The sequence below is a fragment of the Citrobacter werkmanii genome, assembly GCF_008693645.1.
GTDB lineage: Bacteria > Pseudomonadota > Gammaproteobacteria > Enterobacterales > Enterobacteriaceae > Citrobacter > Citrobacter werkmanii.
Genome location: NZ_CP044101.1, coordinates 4,166,115 through 4,183,344, shown reverse-complemented (window position 1 = coordinate 4,183,344; position 17,230 = coordinate 4,166,115). Strand labels below are relative to the sequence as shown.

Here is a 17,230-nt window from a genome sequence, read left to right as displayed (position 1 = left end):
CGGTACGCACTTCGTACCTGTCTCTTGCACCGACCTGCGCGGATGCGCAGGTTTTTTTTCGGATTGTATTCACCAGTTACCTGTCGCGCCCATTCCCCAACTCGTATACTCTCCCATCATTAATGTTTATGTAATTAATGGCACAGGGAGTTGAGATGCTATTTGGCTTTTTTCGTAATCTGTTTCGCGTGCTTTTCCGCGTTCGCGTCACGGGCGATATCAGCGCGCTACAGGGAGAACGCGTTCTAATTACTCCCAACCATGTCTCATTTATCGACGGCATCCTGCTGGCGCTTTTTTTACCGATCCGCCCCGTTTTTGCTGTTTACACCTCTATTAGTCAGCAATGGTACATGCGCTGGCTGACCCCGCTGATTGATTTCGTGCCGTTAGACCCGACCAAACCGATGTCGATTAAACATCTGGTTCGCCTGGTCGAGCAGGGGCGTCCGGTGGTTATTTTCCCGGAAGGGCGTATTTCGACCACCGGTTCATTGATGAAAATCTATGACGGCGCCGGGTTTGTCGCGGCAAAGTCAGGGGCCACGGTGGTTCCTGTGCGCATCGAAGGCGCGGAGCTGTCACGCTTTAGTCGCCTGAAAGGTCTGGTTAAACAGCGATTCTTCCCGCGTATTCGCTTGCACATCCTGCCGCCGACCCATATGCCGATGCCGGAAGCGCCGCGTGCTCGCGATCGCCGCAAAATCGCGGGTGAAATGCTGCATCAAATTATGATGGAAGCGCGCATGGCGGTGCGCCCGCGTGAAACGCTTTATGAGTCTCTGCTGGCGGCGAAATATCGCTTTGGCGCAGGCAAAAACTGCATTGAAGATGTTAACTTTACGCCGGACAGCTACCGTAAACTGCTGACGAAGACGCTGTTTGTGGCGCGTATTCTGGAAAAATATACCTCTGAGGGTGAAAAAATTGGCCTGATGCTGCCAAACGCGGGGATCAGCGCGGCGGTCATTTTTGGCGCTATTGCGCGTCGACGTATTCCGGCGATGATGAACTATACAGCAGGTGTAAAAGGGCTAACCAGCGCCATTACTGCATCAGAAATCAAAACTATCTTCACTTCCCGACAGTTTCTCGATAAAGGCAAACTTTGGCATTTACCGGAGCAGCTCACCCAGGTGCGCTGGGTTTACTTGGAAGACCTGAAAGCCGATGTGACGTTTAGCGATAAGCTGTGGATTTTCTCACACCTGCTGGCGCCGCATCTGGCGCAGGTGAAACAGCAGCCGGAAGAGGCCGCGGTGATCCTCTTTACCTCTGGCTCGGAAGGTCATCCGAAAGGTGTGGTACACAGCCACAAGAGCATTCTGGCGAACGTCGAGCAGATTAAAACCATCGCCGATTTCACCGCCGACGACCGCTTTATGTCTGCGTTGCCGCTATTTCACTCCTTTGGTCTGACGGTGGGATTATTCACGCCGCTGCTGACCGGCGCAGAAGTGTTTCTTTATCCCAGCCCGCTGCATTACCGCATTGTGCCGGAGCTGGTCTACGACCGGAACTGCACCGTACTGTTTGGTACGTCAACGTTCCTTGGCAACTACGCGCGTTTCGCGCATCCCTATGATTTTCACCGTCTGCGCTATGTGGTGGCGGGAGCGGAAAAACTGCAAGACACCACAAAACAGCTGTGGCAGGAGAAATTTGGTCTGCGCGTCCTTGAAGGCTATGGCGTGACGGAATGTGCGCCAGTGGTGTCAATCAACGTGCCGATGGCGGCGAAATCAGGAACGGTAGGGCGCATCTTGCCCGGTATGGATGCCCGACTGTTAGCTGTTCCAGGCATTGAGGACGGAGGGCGTTTACAGCTAAAAGGCCCTAATATTATGAGCGGCTATTTGCGCGTCGAAAAACCCGGCGTGCTGGAAGTGCCGACGGCAGAAAATGCGCAGGGTGAGATTGAGCACGGCTGGTATGACACCGGAGACATCGTGCGCTTTGATGAAAACGGCTTTGTGCAGATCCAGGGACGCGCCAAGCGTTTTGCTAAAATTGCCGGAGAGATGGTCTCGCTGGAAATGGTTGAGCAACTGGCGCTGGCGGTATCTGCGGATAAAATGCACGCCACGGCGATCAAAAGCGATGCCAGCAAAGGCGAGGCGCTGGTGCTGTTCACCACCGACAGTGAACTGACGCGCGAAAAACTGCAGCAGTATGCGCGAGCGCACGGCGTGCCTGAACTTGCCGTGCCGCGTGATATTCGCCACCTGAAACAACTCCCATTACTCGGCAGCGGTAAGCCGGATTTTGTCACGCTGAAAAGCTGGGTCGATGAGCCGGAAAAACAACATGAGTGAGTCAGTGCACACTAACACTTCTATCTGGTCCAAAGGGATGATGTCCGTTATCGCCGCGCAGTTCCTGTCGGCGTTTGGCGATAACGCCTTACTGTTCGCCACGCTGGCTTTGCTTAAGGAACAATTTTATCCGGACTGGAGTCAGCCGATCCTGCAAATGGTGTTTGTGGGCGCTTACATCCTGTTTGCGCCCTTTGTCGGGCAGGTGGCGGACAGCTTTGCCAAAGGCAGGGTGATGATGTTCGCTAACGGCATGAAGCTGCTGGGCGCGGCGAGTATTTGCTTCGGCGTTAATCCGTTTCTCGGCTATACGCTGGTGGGGATCGGCGCGGCGGCGTATTCACCAGCCAAGTATGGCATTCTCGGTGAACTGACCACTGGCGACAAACTGGTGAAAGCTAACGGCCTGATGGAAGCCTCCACCATTGCCGCGATTTTACTCGGTTCTGTGGCGGGGGGCGTGCTGGCCGACTGGCACGTGATTGCTGCGCTTTCTGCCTGTGCGCTGGCCTATGCGGGTGCCGTGGTGGCTAACCTGTTTATCCCGAAGCTGGCCGCGGCTCGCCCTGGCCAGTCCTGGCATTTGGGGAAAATGACCCGCAGTTTTTTCTGTGCGGCCACTTCGCTGTGGCGTAACGGTGAGACGCGTTTCTCATTGGTGGGAACCAGCCTCTTTTGGGGCGCTGGCGTCACGCTGCGTTTTCTGTTGGTGCTGTGGGTGCCGGTGGCGCTGGGCATCACCGATAACGCCACACCTACTTACCTGAATGCCATGGTGGCGATTGGGATTGTGGTCGGCGCGGGTGCGGCGGCGAAGCTGGTGACGCTGGAAACCGTGTCGCGCTGTATGCCTGCGGGGATCCTGATTGGCGTCGTGGTGCTGATCTTCTCGCTGCAACATGCGCTGCTTCCGGCTTACGCGTTGCTGATGCTTATTGGCGTGTCAGGCGGGTTCTTTGTGGTGCCGCTGAATGCGTTGTTACAGGAGCGGGGCAAGAAAAGCGTCGGTGCGGGTAATGCGATTGCGGTGCAAAACCTGGGTGAAAACAGCGCGATGCTGCTGATGCTGGGTATTTACTCGCTGGCGGTGCTGGTGGGGATCCCGGCGGTAGCGATTGGTATTGGATTTGGCGCGCTGTTTGCGCTGGCGATTGCGGCGCTATGGATTTGGCAGCGCCGCCATTAGTCTGTGACGTGTAGTTGCCTTATCGGGCCTACAGGGAATGCTTTCTGTAGGCCTGATAAGCGTAGCGCCATCAGGCACTAACCGTCATGGTGCAGGATAGGTATACACCTGATGCACCGCTTCAATCTCGGCCAGAACTTCTTCGCTCAACGTCAGATGCAGGCTTTCAACGTTGGTTTTTAACTGCTCCATCGTCGTTGCTCCCAGCAGGGTGCTGGCGACAAACGGCTGACGACGCACGAATGCCAGCGCCATTTGCGCAGGATCCAGATTATGGCGTTTCGCGATATCCACATAGGCTGCAACGGCCTTTTGCGTTTGCTCACCGCTGTAGCGTGTGAAACGGCTAAACAACGTATTACGTGCGCCGGCAGGCTTCGCGCCGTTCAGATACTTACCGGTTAGCGTACCGAAGCCCAGGCAAGAATAGGCCAGTAGTTCAACCCCTTCGTACTGGCTGACTTCTGCCAGTCCAACTTCATAGCTACGGTTCAGCAGGCTGTAGGGATTCTGGATAGTGGCGATGCGCGGCAGATCGTGTTTGTCCGCCAGATGCAGATAACGCATCACACCAAACGCGGTTTCATTGGAAACGCCGATGTAGCGAATTTTTCCCGCGCGCTGAAACTCAGCCAGCGCGTCCAGCGTATCCAACAGGGAGACGACCGGCGCGGAGTCCGTCCAGCTGTAGCCTAACTTACCAAAGCAGTTGGTGGGGCGCTGCGGCCAGTGAACCTGATACAGATCCAGGTAATCGGTTTGCAGTCTTTTCAGGCTGTCGTGCAGCGCTTCACGGATATTTTTACGGTCCAGCGCCTGATTCGGTCGAATGCCGCTGTCGTTGTTACGTGATGGTCCACTGACCTTCGACGCCACGATTAGCTTTTCGCGGCTACCGTGTTTGGCTAGCCAGTTGCCCACGTACGTTTCGGTGAGCCCCTGGGTTTCAGGGCGCGGCGGTACCGGATACATCTCGGCAACGTCGATCAAATTTATGCCTTGTGCCACGGCATAATCGAGCTGTGCATGGGCGTCGGCTTCGCTGTTTTGTTCACCAAACGTCATTGTGCCCAGCCCCAGTGTACTGACTTCCAGCGAGCTGTGGGGTATACGGTGATATTGCATAGCCGTTTCCTTTTTATAATCACAACATAAGGATTATAAAAATGGCTGAGGGAAGAGAAAAAGGGAAGTAAAATTGTTAAGGTCAGCGCGCTGCTGACCTCAACCATCAGCGTTCAATGATTTGAGATACATCGTCGCGGTTGATCTGCATCGCATTGCCTTGCTGATCGTGGTAGCTCACCAGACCGGTATCGTCGTCAATCTCTGGTTTTCCGTCGGTCAGGATCATCCGGCCATCTTTTGTCGCCATTACATAATCGCTGCTGCACCCAGAAACTACAAAAGCCAGTCCTACGGCGGAAATCAAAACTGCCCATTTTTTCATCTGCTTATCCTCTCATGGCCTGCGTCTGACAATAGTTTAGTAATAACGCGAAGTTATGCATGACGAAAGCAGTAAAATCTTAAACTGTGAGAAGAGGTAGGTACGGTGCGGTATTCGCTCCCCTTGCGGGGAGCGACAGATTTCATCAGAGCGGATTTTTTTTATTACGCCACAGGTTCAGTGTCTCTACCGCGATAGAGAAGAACATGGCGAAATAGATGTATCCTTTTGGAACGTGGACGTCGAAACTTTCCAGAATTAGCGTAAAACCGACCAGAATCAGGAAAGAGAGCGCCAGCATTTTCACTGAAGGGTGACGATCGACAAACTCACCAATTGGGCGAGCAGCAAACATCATCACGCCCACGGCAATCACCACCGCCGCCATCATGATAAACAGATGGTCAGACAAGCCTACCGCTGTAATTACGGAATCCAGACTGAAGATAATGTCTAACAACATGATCTGCACAATCGCGCCCAGGAATGAAGAGACGCGGGTTTTCAGTCCCTCTTCCTCACCTTCAATGGATTCGTGGATCTCTTTACTGGCTTTCCAGATCAGGAACAACCCGCCGAGCAGAAGGATCAGATCGCGCGCCGAAATCGCCTCGCCAAATACCTCGAACAACGGGTTTGTCAGCCGTGTTACCCAGGCGATAGAGGCCAGCAGCGCCAGACGCATAATCATTGCTGCCGCCAGCCCAATACGTCGGGCATGATTGCGTTGCGCTGTCGGAAGTTTGGCTACAACCAGAGAGAGGAAAATAATATTGTCGATCCCAAGAACGATCTCCAGCAGCGTCAGCGTACCGAGCGCAAGCCAGGCGTTAGGATCGGTTATCCATGCAAATAACATCGAGCAAAGTCCTGCCAAAAAAAAGAAGCGGTAATTATAGGCCCGTAACGCGGCGGGTGAAAGGCCGGGCAGTGCCTATTGCGGCTGGAATAAGAAATGCCGCTCAAGCAATGCGCGCGTGAAGTTCTTTTTCAGATAAAACCCGCGCGGCAGGGTCAGGATGGGTTCGCCATGGGCGCCAATCGCTTCGGTAAGCGCTCGGGCATTGGCGGCTTTGGGACGCAGTTGTAACACTTCCCCATGGCGAGCGGTGATGCGTTCGACGTGGCCTAGCACAATCATGTCCATTAGTTCTTCCCAGTCCAACCGTAATTGCTGGTCTTCTTCGTCGTTTGGGCTCCAGAGCAAGGGCGAGCCGACGCGACGTTCAGCCAGTGGAATACTGCGTTCTCCCTCTACCGGGATCCACAGTACGCGTTTAAGTTTGTGCCGCACATGGCTGGTTTCCCAGGTGACGCCTGTATTGCCAGTTAACGGCGCTACGCATACGAAGGTGGTTTCCAGCGGTCTGCCAAGACTGTCCACAGGGATCGTTTTCAGCTCCACGCCCAGCGCCGCAAAATCCTGCTCCGGCTTGCTGCCTGCGCTGGCACCCAGCCAAATCTCCAGTAGGACGCCAATCCAGCCTTTATCACGCTTGAGATCCCTGGGGGTGACGAGTCCCGCCATGGTCGCCAATTCTCCCAACGAGTAGCCCGCAAGCTGCCGCGCCTGAGTCAGCAATTGGGCTTCAGAGTCAGGTGGAGAAAGTAGCGGATGGAGTTCTGGCATCGGATTAACCCTTAGGTGAAAAAATGAGCAATGATTTTATACCGTGTGGACAGAGTTTATCTTTTTCCACATGCTTTATTCAATTATATGATTTATATTGGTTTTTATATTCACACGCGCGCAGTTGCGCAACAGCAATGCGGGTTTTCCAATTCTGGTCACTGACAATGAACAGGATCTTACACCATGTTATCCACAGAAAGATGGGATAACTGTGAAAAACCCCCACTACTGTTTCAATTTACAGCCTTGACGTGCGACGAAAATCGAATTTTTACACAAATTGTGCCTAACTTATTGGCATAATCTGTGGATAAAACCAACGCTGGTCGATCTTTCATCAGCGTGAAGATCGTGTGCGTGATACACATCACATTTATGTGTGTGCGTTGGTGCCGATCGTTTTTAACTTAATGAATAAATAAGACTATTTTTTATATGTGACGAATGTCTTATTCGGACTGTTCTGGGTTTTCCCATAGTAATTCCGTACTTCTTCACAACTATATCCACAGAAAAGGTGAATAAAATCGCCCTGAATGCCCTTCTTCTGTTTATAACTCTGGGCTTCGCTGTGAGTTATTCAATTGTTATTAGAATATCGCACCCTTAACAGAGTGGTTTACCGCCTCTCAGGAGTGTGAAACAATCGTTTGTATATAAGGTTTATGTTGAGGTAGTCCGGTGATTGATGACGATGGCTACCGCCCGAATGTAGGGATAGTAATTTGTAACCGCCAGGGGCAGGTCATGTGGGCCCGGCGATTTGGTCAGCACTCCTGGCAATTCCCACAAGGTGGGATAAACGCAGGAGAGACGGCAGAGCAGGCGATGTACCGGGAACTCTTTGAAGAAGTGGGTCTCAGCCGTAAAGATGTACGGATCCTTGCTTCTACTCGTAACTGGTTGCGTTACAAGTTACCGAAACGTTTGGTGCGTTGGGACACAAAGCCGGTTTGTATCGGCCAGAAACAAAAATGGTTTCTTCTGCAATTGGTCAGCAGCGATGCTGAAATTAATATGCAAACCAGCAGTACACCTGAGTTCGACGGCTGGCGCTGGGTGAGTTACTGGTATCCGGTTCGACAGGTGGTGTCATTTAAACGCGATGTCTATCGCAGGGTGATGAAAGAATTCGCAAGTGTTGTCATGGCGCTTCAGGAGAGCACTCCTAAACCGCAAAGCGCACCTGCGTACAGACGTAAAAGAGGTTAAGCTACGCAAATTATGCTCACCCGCCTGCGCGAAATAGTCGAAAAGGTGGCCAGTGCTCCGCGTCTTAATGAGGCGCTCAATATACTGGTTACCGACATCTGTCTTGCGATGGATACAGAGGTCTGCTCGGTCTATCTGGCCGATCACGACCGACGTTGTTATTACCTCATGGCGACACGAGGTCTGAAAAAACCACGTGGTCGCACCGTCGCACTCGCGTTTGATGAAGGTATCGTTGGCCTGGTTGGCAGGCTGGCGGAACCTATCAACCTCGCCGATGCGCAAAAACATCCCAGCTTTAAATACATCCCTTCGGTAAAAGAAGAGCGCTTTCGTGCGTTCTTAGGCGTACCGATTATTCAGCGTCGTCAGCTGTTAGGTGTGCTGGTGGTGCAGCAGCGTGAATTACGTCAGTACGACGAAAGCGAAGAGTCTTTCCTGGTGACGCTCGCCACGCAAATGGCGGCCATACTTTCCCAGTCACAACTGAACGCACTGTTCGGCCAATACCGGCAAACGCGTATCCGTGCATTGCCTGCCGCTCCCGGCGTAGCCATTGCCGAAGGCTGGCAGGATGCAACGCTACCGCTGATGGAGCAGGTCTATCAGGCTTCAACGCTGGACCCGGTGCTTGAACGCGAGCGGCTGACCGGCGCGCTGGAAGAGGCGGCGAACGAATTCCGCCGTTACAGCAAACGCTTTACCGCCGGGGCGCAGAAAGAAACGGCGGCGATCTTTGATCTCTACTCGCACCTGCTTTCCGATACCCGTCTGCGCCGCGAACTGTTTGCGGAAGTGGATAACGGCTCGGTGGCTGAGTGGGCCGTTAAAACGATCATCGAAAAATTTGCCGAACAGTTTGCCGCGCTGAGCGATAACTATCTCAAAGAGCGGGCCGGAGATTTACGCGCGCTGGGCCAGCGTCTGCTGTTCCATCTTGACGACTCGATCCAGGGACCGAATGCCTGGCCGGAACGTTTTGTGCTGGTGGCGGATGAGCTTTCCGCTACGACGCTGGCGGAACTTCCCCAGGACCGGTTAGTCGGCGTGGTTGTCCGGGACGGCGCAGCCAACTCTCATGCGGCGATTATGGTGCGTGCGCTGGGTATTCCGACCGTCATGGGGGCTGATATCCAGCCGTCAGTACTACACCGTCGAACGTTGGTGGTGGATGGTTATCGTGGCGAAGTGCTGGTCGATCCGGAACCGGTATTGGTCCAGGAATACCAGCGCCTTATCAGTGAAGAGATCGAGCTGAGCCGCCTGGCGGAAGATGACGTTAACCAACCGGCGCAGTTAAAAAGCGGCGAGCGCGTGAAGGTGATGCTCAATGCGGGCCTCAGCCCGGAACATGAAGAGAAGCTGGGCAGTCGGATCGATGGCATTGGTCTGTATCGCACAGAAATTCCTTTCATGCTGCAAAGCGGCTTTCCTTCGGAAGAAGAACAGGTTGCGCAGTATCAAGGGATGCTGCAAATGTTTAACGACAAGCCGGTGACTCTGCGGACGCTGGATGTCGGGGCCGATAAACAGCTGCCCTACATGCCGATCAGTGAAGAGAACCCATGCCTTGGCTGGCGTGGGATCCGCATTACGCTCGATCAACCGGAGATCTTTTTGATCCAGGTCCGGGCCATGCTGCGTGCAAACGCGGCAACCGGTAACCTGAGCATTTTACTGCCGATGGTGACCAGTATTGATGAAGTGGACGAAGCGCGACGCCTGATTGAACGCGCCGGACGCGAAGTGGAAGAGATGATCGGTTACGCAATCCCGAAACCGCGCATCGGCATCATGCTGGAAGTTCCGTCGATGGTGTTTATGTTGCCGCATCTGGCTAACCGGATAGACTTTATCTCGGTCGGAACCAACGATCTCACCCAATACATTCTGGCCGTTGATCGTAACAATACGCGGGTGGCCAGCATTTATGACAGCCTGCATCCGGGGATGTTACGTGCGCTGGCGATGATTGCGCAAGAAGCCGAAAGAAGCGGTATCGATTTGCGCTTATGCGGTGAAATGGCGGGCGATCCGATGTGCGTGGCCATTCTGATCGGCCTGGGTTTCCGTCATTTATCAATGAACGGTCGATCCGTGGCTCGCGTTAAATATCTGCTGCGCCATATCGATTTTGGCGAGGCGCAAACGCTGGCTCAGCGCAGCCTGGAAGCGCAGATGGCGGCAGAAGTACGCCATCAGGTGGCGGCCTTTATGGAGCGCCGCGGTATGGGGGGGCTGATTCGCGGGGGACTGTAGGCCTGATAAGCGTAACGCTGTCAGGCATTACGGGGGAAAGATTACCTATACAGATCTTTTACATCTTCCCGGCATCCGCTGCGATCCCCTTGTGCTATCATTCGCACCTTTGGAGCGCCTGCTTTATGCAGGCGCGCTTATCAATTGCTGTCTGACTTCAGCGAAATAACAAGAACTTGTGGTGACAGATGACCAGTAGCTATCTGCATTTTCCGGATTTCGATCCGGTCATTTTCTCAATCGGACCCGTCGCGCTTCACTGGTACGGCTTGATGTATTTGGTGGGTTTTATTTTCGCGATGTGGCTGGCGACGCGCCGTGCTAATCGTCCGGGCAGTGGCTGGACTAAAAATGAAGTAGAAAACTTACTGTATGCAGGCTTCCTCGGGGTTTTCCTCGGCGGACGTATTGGTTACGTACTGTTCTATAACTTCCCATTGTTCCTCGATAATCCGCTGTATCTGTTCCGCGTCTGGGATGGCGGCATGTCCTTCCACGGCGGGCTTATCGGTGTGATTCTGGTGATGATTATCTTCGCCAGACGCACCAAGCGTTCGTTCTTCCAGGTTTCTGATTTCATCGCTCCGCTGATCCCGTTTGGTCTGGGCGCAGGGCGTCTGGGCAACTTTATCAACGGTGAACTGTGGGGACGCGTCGACCCGAACTTCAAGTATGCCATGCTGTTCCCGGGCTCCCGTACCGAAGATATTTTACTGCTGCAAACCAACCCGCAGTGGCAGTCCATTTTTGATACCTACGGCTCGCTGCCGCGTCACGCCTCGCAGCTTTATGAGATGGCGCTGGAAGGGGTTGTACTGTTTATCATTCTGAACCTGTACATTCGCAAGCCGCGTCCTATGGGTGCGGTGTCCGGTCTGTTCCTGATTGGTTATGGCGCGTTTCGTATTATCGTTGAATTCTTCCGCCAGCCTGACGCACAGTTTACCGGCACCTGGGTGCAGTACATCAGCATGGGACAGATCCTTTCTATCCCGATGATTGTCGCAGGCATTATTATGATGGTTTGGGCGTACCGCCGTAGCCCACAGCAACACGTTTCCTGAGGAACCATGAAACAGTATTTAGAACTGATGCAAAAAGTGCTGGATGAAGGCACAAAGAAAAACGACCGTACCGGAACCGGAACGCTTTCCATTTTTGGTCATCAGATGCGTTTTAATCTGCAGGAAGGGTTCCCGCTGGTTACGACTAAACGCTGCCATTTACGCTCGATCATTCATGAGCTGCTGTGGTTTTTGCAGGGTGACACTAACGTTGCCTACCTGCATGAAAACAATGTCTCAATCTGGGATGAATGGGCGGATGAAAACGGTAATTTAGGCCCGGTTTATGGCAAACAGTGGCGCGCGTGGCCAACGCCGGACGGTCGCCATATTGACCAGATCACCACGGTGCTAAACCAGCTGAAAAATGACCCGGACTCTCGACGCATCATCGTTTCCGCATGGAACGTCGGTGAGCTGGATAAGATGGCGCTGGCGCCGTGCCATGCTTTCTTCCAGTTCTATGTGGCGGATGGCAAGCTCTCTTGCCAGCTGTATCAACGTTCGTGCGATGTGTTCCTCGGTCTGCCATTCAACATTGCCAGCTACGCCTTACTGGTACACATGATGGCGCAGCAGTGCGACCTTGAAGTGGGTGATTTTGTCTGGACCGGCGGCGACACGCACCTGTACAGCAATCATATGGATCAAACGCATCTGCAGCTTAGCCGCGAACCGCGCGCGTTGCCGAAGCTGATCATCAAACGTAAGCCTGAATCTATCTTTGATTATCGCTTCGAAGATTTCGAAATCGAAGGCTACGATCCACATCCCGGTATTAAAGCGCCAGTAGCTATCTAACCGGGCTTGATGCTGTCACAACCGACGCCTTCGCGCGTCGGTTTTTTTTGTCTGTCATTTCATTCTTCGGCGCGGGTTCCTGAAATATTGCAACGCTCTGCAACGCGTCAAATATTCCCCGTAGCTCGCCGTAGAAACCGAATTTCCCGCTCGTTATTCATTTTCCTCACGCCATACTGGCGGCATGAACAAACAACAAGGCTACACGTTTCTCGAAACCCTGATTGCGATGCTGATTGTCGCGGCGCTTGGCGCGTCCGGGTTGTATGGCTGGCAGTCCTGGCAACAACAACAGCGCCTGTGGCAGACCGCCTGTCAGGTGCGGGACTACCTGCTGCAATTACGTGAAGATGCTAACTGGCGTAACCGCGATAACGTGATAAGCGTGATGGAGGATGGGCCATCGTGGTGTCTGGTCAGTTCTGCGGCTTTACAAGACGGGTGTAAACCGACTTCACCGCTGGTGTTTGCACCGCGCTGGGACGATGTCGAAATGGCAGAGATAACGCCTTCACTGGCCTTTTATGGGCTGCGCAATACGGCATGGGCTGGACATATTCGTCTGAAAAATGCGGCAGGCGAATGGCGCGTGGTGGTATCAGGCTGGGGGCGGATCAGGCTTTGCGAGCGCGATGAGGCCAGGTCATGTCTGTAAACGAGCAGGGTTTTTCACTGCTGGAGGTGCTCATTGCTATGGTCATTAGCAGCATTTTACTGCTTAGCGCAGCGCGATTTTTACCCGCTCTGCAGCGAGAGATCCTGCGCAATACGCGCCAGCTAGCGCTGGAGGATGAAATATGGCAGCGGGTCTATACCGTGGCAAAACATCTTCAGCGGGCAGGGTATTGCCGGGGAAGCTGTGTCGGAGAGGGACTGGTGATATCGGCTAAGGGTGACTGTGTCATTGCCCGTTGGGATGCCAACAGTAACGGCATCTGGGAGAGCGTTCCCGCGAAAGAGTCCGATACCATCGGATTTCGTTTACAGGACAAAGTCCTGGAGACCCAGCGAGGAGCAACGAGTTGTAATGGCAAAGGGTGGGAGAAAATGACCGATCCAGCCACGATAGAGATTCAGGCGTTTAAGGTTGAGCGCCTGAATATTCGCGGATTTCAACCACTCCTTACGTTGCGTTTGCGTGGAGTGAGCAACGTCGAACCGCAAAAAGTCATTGAAGCCTTTTACAGTGTGACAGGTTTCAACCTGTGAATAGTGAGCGAGGTGTTTCGTCCCTGGCGATGGTCCTGCTACTTCTGGTGCTCGGCAGCCTGTTATTGCAGGGTGTTAGCCGACAAGAAACGAGTTTTGCATCGCGTGTTACAACGGAAAGTCGGTCTTTGCAACGGCAGGCGGTAGTGCAATCCGCCATCGAATGGGGACGCATGCAGTCCTGGGGCTTACAACCGGCTTTACAGTGTCGGCGTTATACCGGGCAGGATGTCGCGGTTTGCCTGCGACGACTTACTGAGACTTCCGTGCTGCTTATTGCGCATTATGAAGGGGTATCGTTATGGCGTCAGGGAGCGGTTATCGATGGCAATATCGAATTTTCGGCGCATGGCTGGAGCGATTTTTGTCCGTTAAAGGCGGTAGCGTTATGTCAGACTCCCTGAACAGACAACGTGGTTTTAGCCTGCCGGAAGTGATGCTGGCAATGGTGCTGATGATCATGGTTGTGACTGCGCTATCGGGATACCAGCGGGCGTTGATGAACAGTTTTATCGTCAGAAACCAGTATCAGCAACTCTGGCGTCACGCCTGGCAGCAAACCCAGCTGTATCCGTTTTCACCACCTGTGAACTGGCAGGTTAACCGAATGCAGACAACGGAAGCAGGATGTGTCAGCATCAGCGTTAAAATTTCTTCACCTCTGGGCAGGCAAGGTCAAATGACACGTCTGCATTGCCCGAACCGTCAGTAGTCAGGAGCCGCTATGTTAAGGGTCTACCACTCCAATCGTCTGGATGTGCTGGAAGCGTTAATGGAGTTTATCGTTGAGCGCGAGCGGTTGGACGATCCCTTTGAGCCGGAAATGATCCTGGTGCAAAGCACCGGTATGGCGCAGTGGCTACAGATGACCCTTGCACAGAAATTTGGTATCGCCGCCAACATCGATTTCCCGCTACCCGCGAGTTTTATCTGGGATATGTTTGTGCGCGTGCTGCCGGATATCCCGAAAGAGAGCGCGTTCAGCAAACAGAGCATGAGCTGGAAGTTAATGACTCTGCTGCCGCAATTGCTGGATAACGATGACTTCGCACTGCTGCGAAATTATCTGACGGACGACACCGATAAACGTAAGCTGTTTCAGCTTTCCTCTCGCGCGGCGGACCTTTTCGATCAGTATTTAGTTTATCGCCCTGACTGGTTAACGCAGTGGGAAGCGGGGCGCCAGATTGAAGGACTCGGCGAGGCTCAGGCATGGCAGGCTCCGTTGTGGAAAGCGCTGGTGGAATACACCGCTGAACTGGGTCAACCGCGCTGGCATCGCGCCAATTTATATCAGCGATTTATTCACACCCTGGAAAATGTGTCTGAATGTCCGCAGGGGCTGCCTTCTCGCGTCTTTATTTGCGGAATTTCGGCGCTACCACCGGTTTACCTGCAGGCCTTGCAGGCGTTGGGTAAGCACATTGATATTCATCTGCTGTTTACCAACCCTTGTCGCTACTATTGGGGCGACATTAAAGATCCCGCCTGGCTGGCAAAGCTGTTGGCGCGTCAGCGTCGGCACAGTTTTGAAGAACGTCACCTACCGCTGTTTCGTGATACTCAGAATGCGGCAGGATTGTTTAACAGTGATGGTGAGCAGGATGTAGGCAACCCGATGCTGGCCTCGTGGGGTAAGTTGGGACGTGATTATATTTATCTGCTTTCAGAACTGGAAAACAGCCAGGAGCTGGATGCGTTTGTCGATATAACCCCAGACAATCTTTTGCATAACATTCAGTCGGATATTCTCGAGTTACAAAGCCGGGCCGTGGCGGGCGTTACGCTGGACGAGTATTCCCGGAGCGATAACAAACGACTGCTTGATGTGAACGACAGCAGCGTGACTTTCCATGTCTGCCATAGCCCTCAGCGTGAAGTGGAAATTCTTCATGACCGACTGCTGGCAATGCTGGAAGCAGATCCCACGCTGACGCCGCGCGACATTATCGTGATGGTGGCGGATATCGACAGCTACAGCCCGTTCATTCAGGCGGTTTTTGGCAGCGCGCCAGCCGACCGTTACTTACCCTATGCGATTTCCGACCGTCGGGCGCGTCAGTCTCATCCCGTCTTGCAGGCCTTTATCAGTCTGCTGTCGCTGCCGGATAGCCGTTTTGTCTCTGAGGATGTGCTGGCATTACTGGATGTACCCGTGCTGGCGGCACGTTTCAATATTGATGAAGATGGTCTGCGCTATCTTCGTTTGTGGGTCAATGAATCAGGTATTCGCTGGGGAATTGACGACGATAACGTGCGTGAGCTGGAACTTCCGCCAACGGGTCAGCATACCTGGCAATTTGGTTTAACGCGCATGCTGCTCGGCTATGCGATGGAAAGCGCCCAGGGCGAGTGGCAATCGGTATTGCCCTATGATGAGTCGAGCGGTTTGATTGCCGAACTGGTAGGGCATCTGGCCTCGTTGCTGATGCAGCTTAATCTCTGGCGTCGAGGACTGGCGCAGGAGCGCCCGCTGGAAGAGTGGCTGCCTGTTTGTCGGGACATGCTTAATGATTTCTTCCTGCCGGATGCGGATACCGAAGCGGCGATGACGCTGATTGAACAGCAGTGGCAGGCCATTATTACTGAAGGACTGGGGGCTGAGTATGGCGATGCCGTACCGCTTTCCTTGCTACGTGATGAGCTGGCGCAGCGTCTCGACCAGGAACGCATTAGCCAGCGCTTCCTGGCAGGGCCCGTTAACATTTGTACGCTGATGCCGATGCGCTCTATTCCTTTTAAGGTTGTATGCCTGCTGGGCATGAACGATGGCGTTTATCCGCGTCAGCTTGCGCCGCTGGGCTTTGATCTGATGAGTCAAAAACCGATGCGGGGCGATCGCAGCCGTCGCGATGATGACCGTTATCTGTTCCTCGAAGCATTAATTTCGGCGCAGCAAACGCTCTACATCAGCTACATTGGCCGCTCAATTCAGGATAACAGCGAACGCTTCCCGTCGGTATTGGTGCAGGAACTGATGGATTACATCGGGCAAAGCCACTATTTGCCGGGCGACGAATCGTTGACCTGCGATCAAAGCGAAGCCCGGGTAAAAGCGCACATTACCCGTCTGCATACCCGCATGCCTTTTGACGCACGAAACTATCAGCCCGGCGAACAGCAAAGCTACGCCCGGGAGTGGCTGCCTGCGGCGAGCCTGTCAGGAAAAGCGCATACGGATTTTGTGCAGCCTCTCCCCTTTGAAATGCCAGCCATGTTAACGCTGGAAACGTTACAGCGATTTTGGTCTCATCCGGTACGGGCCTTTTTTCAGATGCGTTTGCAGGTCAACTTTCGTTCTGAAGAAAGTGAGATCCCGGAAACTGAACCTTTTGTTCTGGAAGGATTAACTCGCTATCAGCTTAATCAGCAATTGCTTAACACGCTGGTTGAAGAGAACGATGCTGAACGACTGTTCCGCCGTTTTCGTGCGGCAGGCGTGCTGCCCTATGGGTCATTTGGCGAAATTCTGTGGGATACGCAGCGTCAGGAGATGCAGTCGCTGGCTGAACGCATTATTGCCTGCCGTCAGCCTTGCCAGAGCATGGAGATTGATCTCATCTGTAACGGTGTGCAAATCACCGGTTGGCTGCCGCAGGTGCAAGAGGACGGTTTGTTGCGCTGGCGCCCATCATTAATAAGCATTGCCCAGGGAGTGCAACTTTGGCTGGAACATCTTGTCTATTGTGCCAGTGGCGGTACGGGAGAGAGTCGGTTGTTCCTGCGCAAAGACGGGGAATGGCGTTTCCCTCCACTGGCGGCAGAACAGGCGCTGCTGTATTTGTCGCAGCTCATTGAGGGATATCGGGAAGGCATGTCGTCGCCATTGCTGGTATTACCGGAAAGCGGCGGCGCATGGATAAAAACCTGTTATGACGCTGCAAATGATGCCATGTTAGAGGACGACGATACGCTGCAAAAAGCGCGCAGTAAGTTTTTGCAGGCTTATGAAGGCAACATGATGGTTCGTGGCGAAGGCGATGATATCTGGTATCAACGCCTGTGGCGTCAACTGGATGCCGAGACGCTGGAACGCATTGTTTTACAGTCACAGCGCTATCTGTTACCGATTTTTCGCTTTAACCAGTCCTGATGGTTGTA

The 17,230-nt window shown here is 53.5% G+C and carries 15 protein-coding genes; 11 read left to right on the top strand and 4 right to left on the bottom strand.

The window, feature by feature from the left end; all coding sequences use genetic code 11:
* Positions 1 to 155 precede the first annotated feature (155 nt).
* Both aas and lplT read left to right on the top strand, forming a co-directional pair.
* The gene (gene aas, locus FOB24_RS20580) at positions 156 to 2,315 is read left to right on the top strand and encodes a bifunctional acyl-ACP--phospholipid O-acyltransferase/long-chain-fatty-acid--ACP ligase (protein WP_085048794.1); all 2,160 of its coding nucleotides are present in this window, start codon (positions 156 to 158) and stop codon (positions 2,313 to 2,315) included.
* Positions 2,308 to 3,501 (top strand): lysophospholipid transporter LplT, encoded by a 1,194-nt coding sequence (gene lplT, locus FOB24_RS20575; RefSeq protein WP_038633338.1) that lies wholly within the window; start codon positions 2,308 to 2,310, stop codon positions 3,499 to 3,501. The genes aas and lplT overlap by 8 nt, the downstream gene beginning before the upstream one ends.
* Positions 3,502 to 3,585: 84 nt before the next feature.
* Here lplT and FOB24_RS20570 read toward each other — a convergent pair whose 3' ends face one another.
* From FOB24_RS20570 to mutH, 4 genes are all read right to left on the bottom strand, one after another.
* Positions 3,586 to 4,626, bottom strand: a complete 1,041-nt coding sequence (locus FOB24_RS20570; RefSeq protein WP_150345396.1) for an NADP(H)-dependent aldo-keto reductase — start codon at positions 4,624 to 4,626, stop codon at positions 3,586 to 3,588.
* A gap of 106 nt (positions 4,627 to 4,732) precedes the next feature.
* A complete protein-coding gene (ygdR, locus tag FOB24_RS20565; protein ID WP_038633333.1) occupies positions 4,733 to 4,951 on the bottom strand; it encodes a lipoprotein YgdR in 219 nt (72 codons plus the stop codon).
* Positions 4,952 to 5,096: 145 nt separating this feature from the next.
* Entirely contained in the window at positions 5,097 to 5,810 is a 714-nt protein-coding gene (locus tag FOB24_RS20560) for a TerC family protein (RefSeq protein ID WP_038633330.1), read from the bottom strand.
* Positions 5,811 to 5,885: 75 nt separating this feature from the next.
* A complete protein-coding gene (gene mutH, locus FOB24_RS20555) occupies positions 5,886 to 6,581 on the bottom strand; it encodes a DNA mismatch repair endonuclease MutH (RefSeq protein ID WP_038633327.1) in 696 nt (231 codons plus the stop codon).
* 684 nt (positions 6,582 to 7,265) lie between these two features.
* Here mutH and rppH point away from each other — a divergent pair.
* From rppH to recC, 9 genes are all read left to right on the top strand, one after another.
* Positions 7,266 to 7,796, top strand: a complete 531-nt coding sequence (rppH, locus tag FOB24_RS20550; protein WP_003825602.1) for an RNA pyrophosphohydrolase — start codon at positions 7,266 to 7,268, stop codon at positions 7,794 to 7,796.
* A 12-nt stretch (positions 7,797 to 7,808) separates the two neighbouring features.
* Complete coding sequence (ptsP, locus tag FOB24_RS20545) at positions 7,809 to 10,055, top strand: phosphoenolpyruvate--protein phosphotransferase (RefSeq protein ID WP_038633322.1); 2,247 nt, start codon at positions 7,809 to 7,811, stop codon at positions 10,053 to 10,055.
* Positions 10,056 to 10,243: 188 nt separating this feature from the next.
* Positions 10,244 to 11,119 (top strand): prolipoprotein diacylglyceryl transferase, encoded by an 876-nt coding sequence (gene lgt / locus FOB24_RS20540; protein ID WP_038633319.1) that lies wholly within the window; start codon positions 10,244 to 10,246, stop codon positions 11,117 to 11,119.
* Positions 11,120 to 11,125: 6 nt separating this feature from the next.
* A complete protein-coding gene (gene thyA, locus FOB24_RS20535; RefSeq protein WP_038633316.1) occupies positions 11,126 to 11,920 on the top strand; it encodes a thymidylate synthase in 795 nt (264 codons plus the stop codon).
* Between the two features lie 184 nt (positions 11,921 to 12,104).
* A complete protein-coding gene (locus FOB24_RS20530; protein WP_150345395.1) occupies positions 12,105 to 12,575 on the top strand; it encodes a prepilin peptidase-dependent protein in 471 nt (156 codons plus the stop codon).
* Positions 12,566 to 13,129: a prepilin peptidase-dependent protein gene (locus FOB24_RS20525; RefSeq protein ID WP_150345394.1), complete on the top strand. Its 564-nt coding sequence runs from the start codon at positions 12,566 to 12,568 to the stop codon at positions 13,127 to 13,129. The genes FOB24_RS20530 and FOB24_RS20525 overlap by 10 nt, the downstream gene beginning before the upstream one ends.
* A complete protein-coding gene (locus FOB24_RS20520) occupies positions 13,126 to 13,533 on the top strand; it encodes a DUF2509 family protein (RefSeq protein ID WP_085048798.1) in 408 nt (135 codons plus the stop codon). The genes FOB24_RS20525 and FOB24_RS20520 overlap by 4 nt, the downstream gene beginning before the upstream one ends.
* Positions 13,518 to 13,841 (top strand): prepilin-type N-terminal cleavage/methylation domain-containing protein, encoded by a 324-nt coding sequence (locus tag FOB24_RS20515; RefSeq protein WP_038633302.1) that lies wholly within the window; start codon positions 13,518 to 13,520, stop codon positions 13,839 to 13,841. The genes FOB24_RS20520 and FOB24_RS20515 overlap by 16 nt, the downstream gene beginning before the upstream one ends.
* Positions 13,842 to 13,853: 12 nt before the next feature.
* Entirely contained in the window at positions 13,854 to 17,222 is a 3,369-nt protein-coding gene (gene recC / locus FOB24_RS20510; protein WP_150345393.1) for an exodeoxyribonuclease V subunit gamma, read from the top strand.
* Positions 17,223 to 17,230 lie beyond the last annotated feature (8 nt).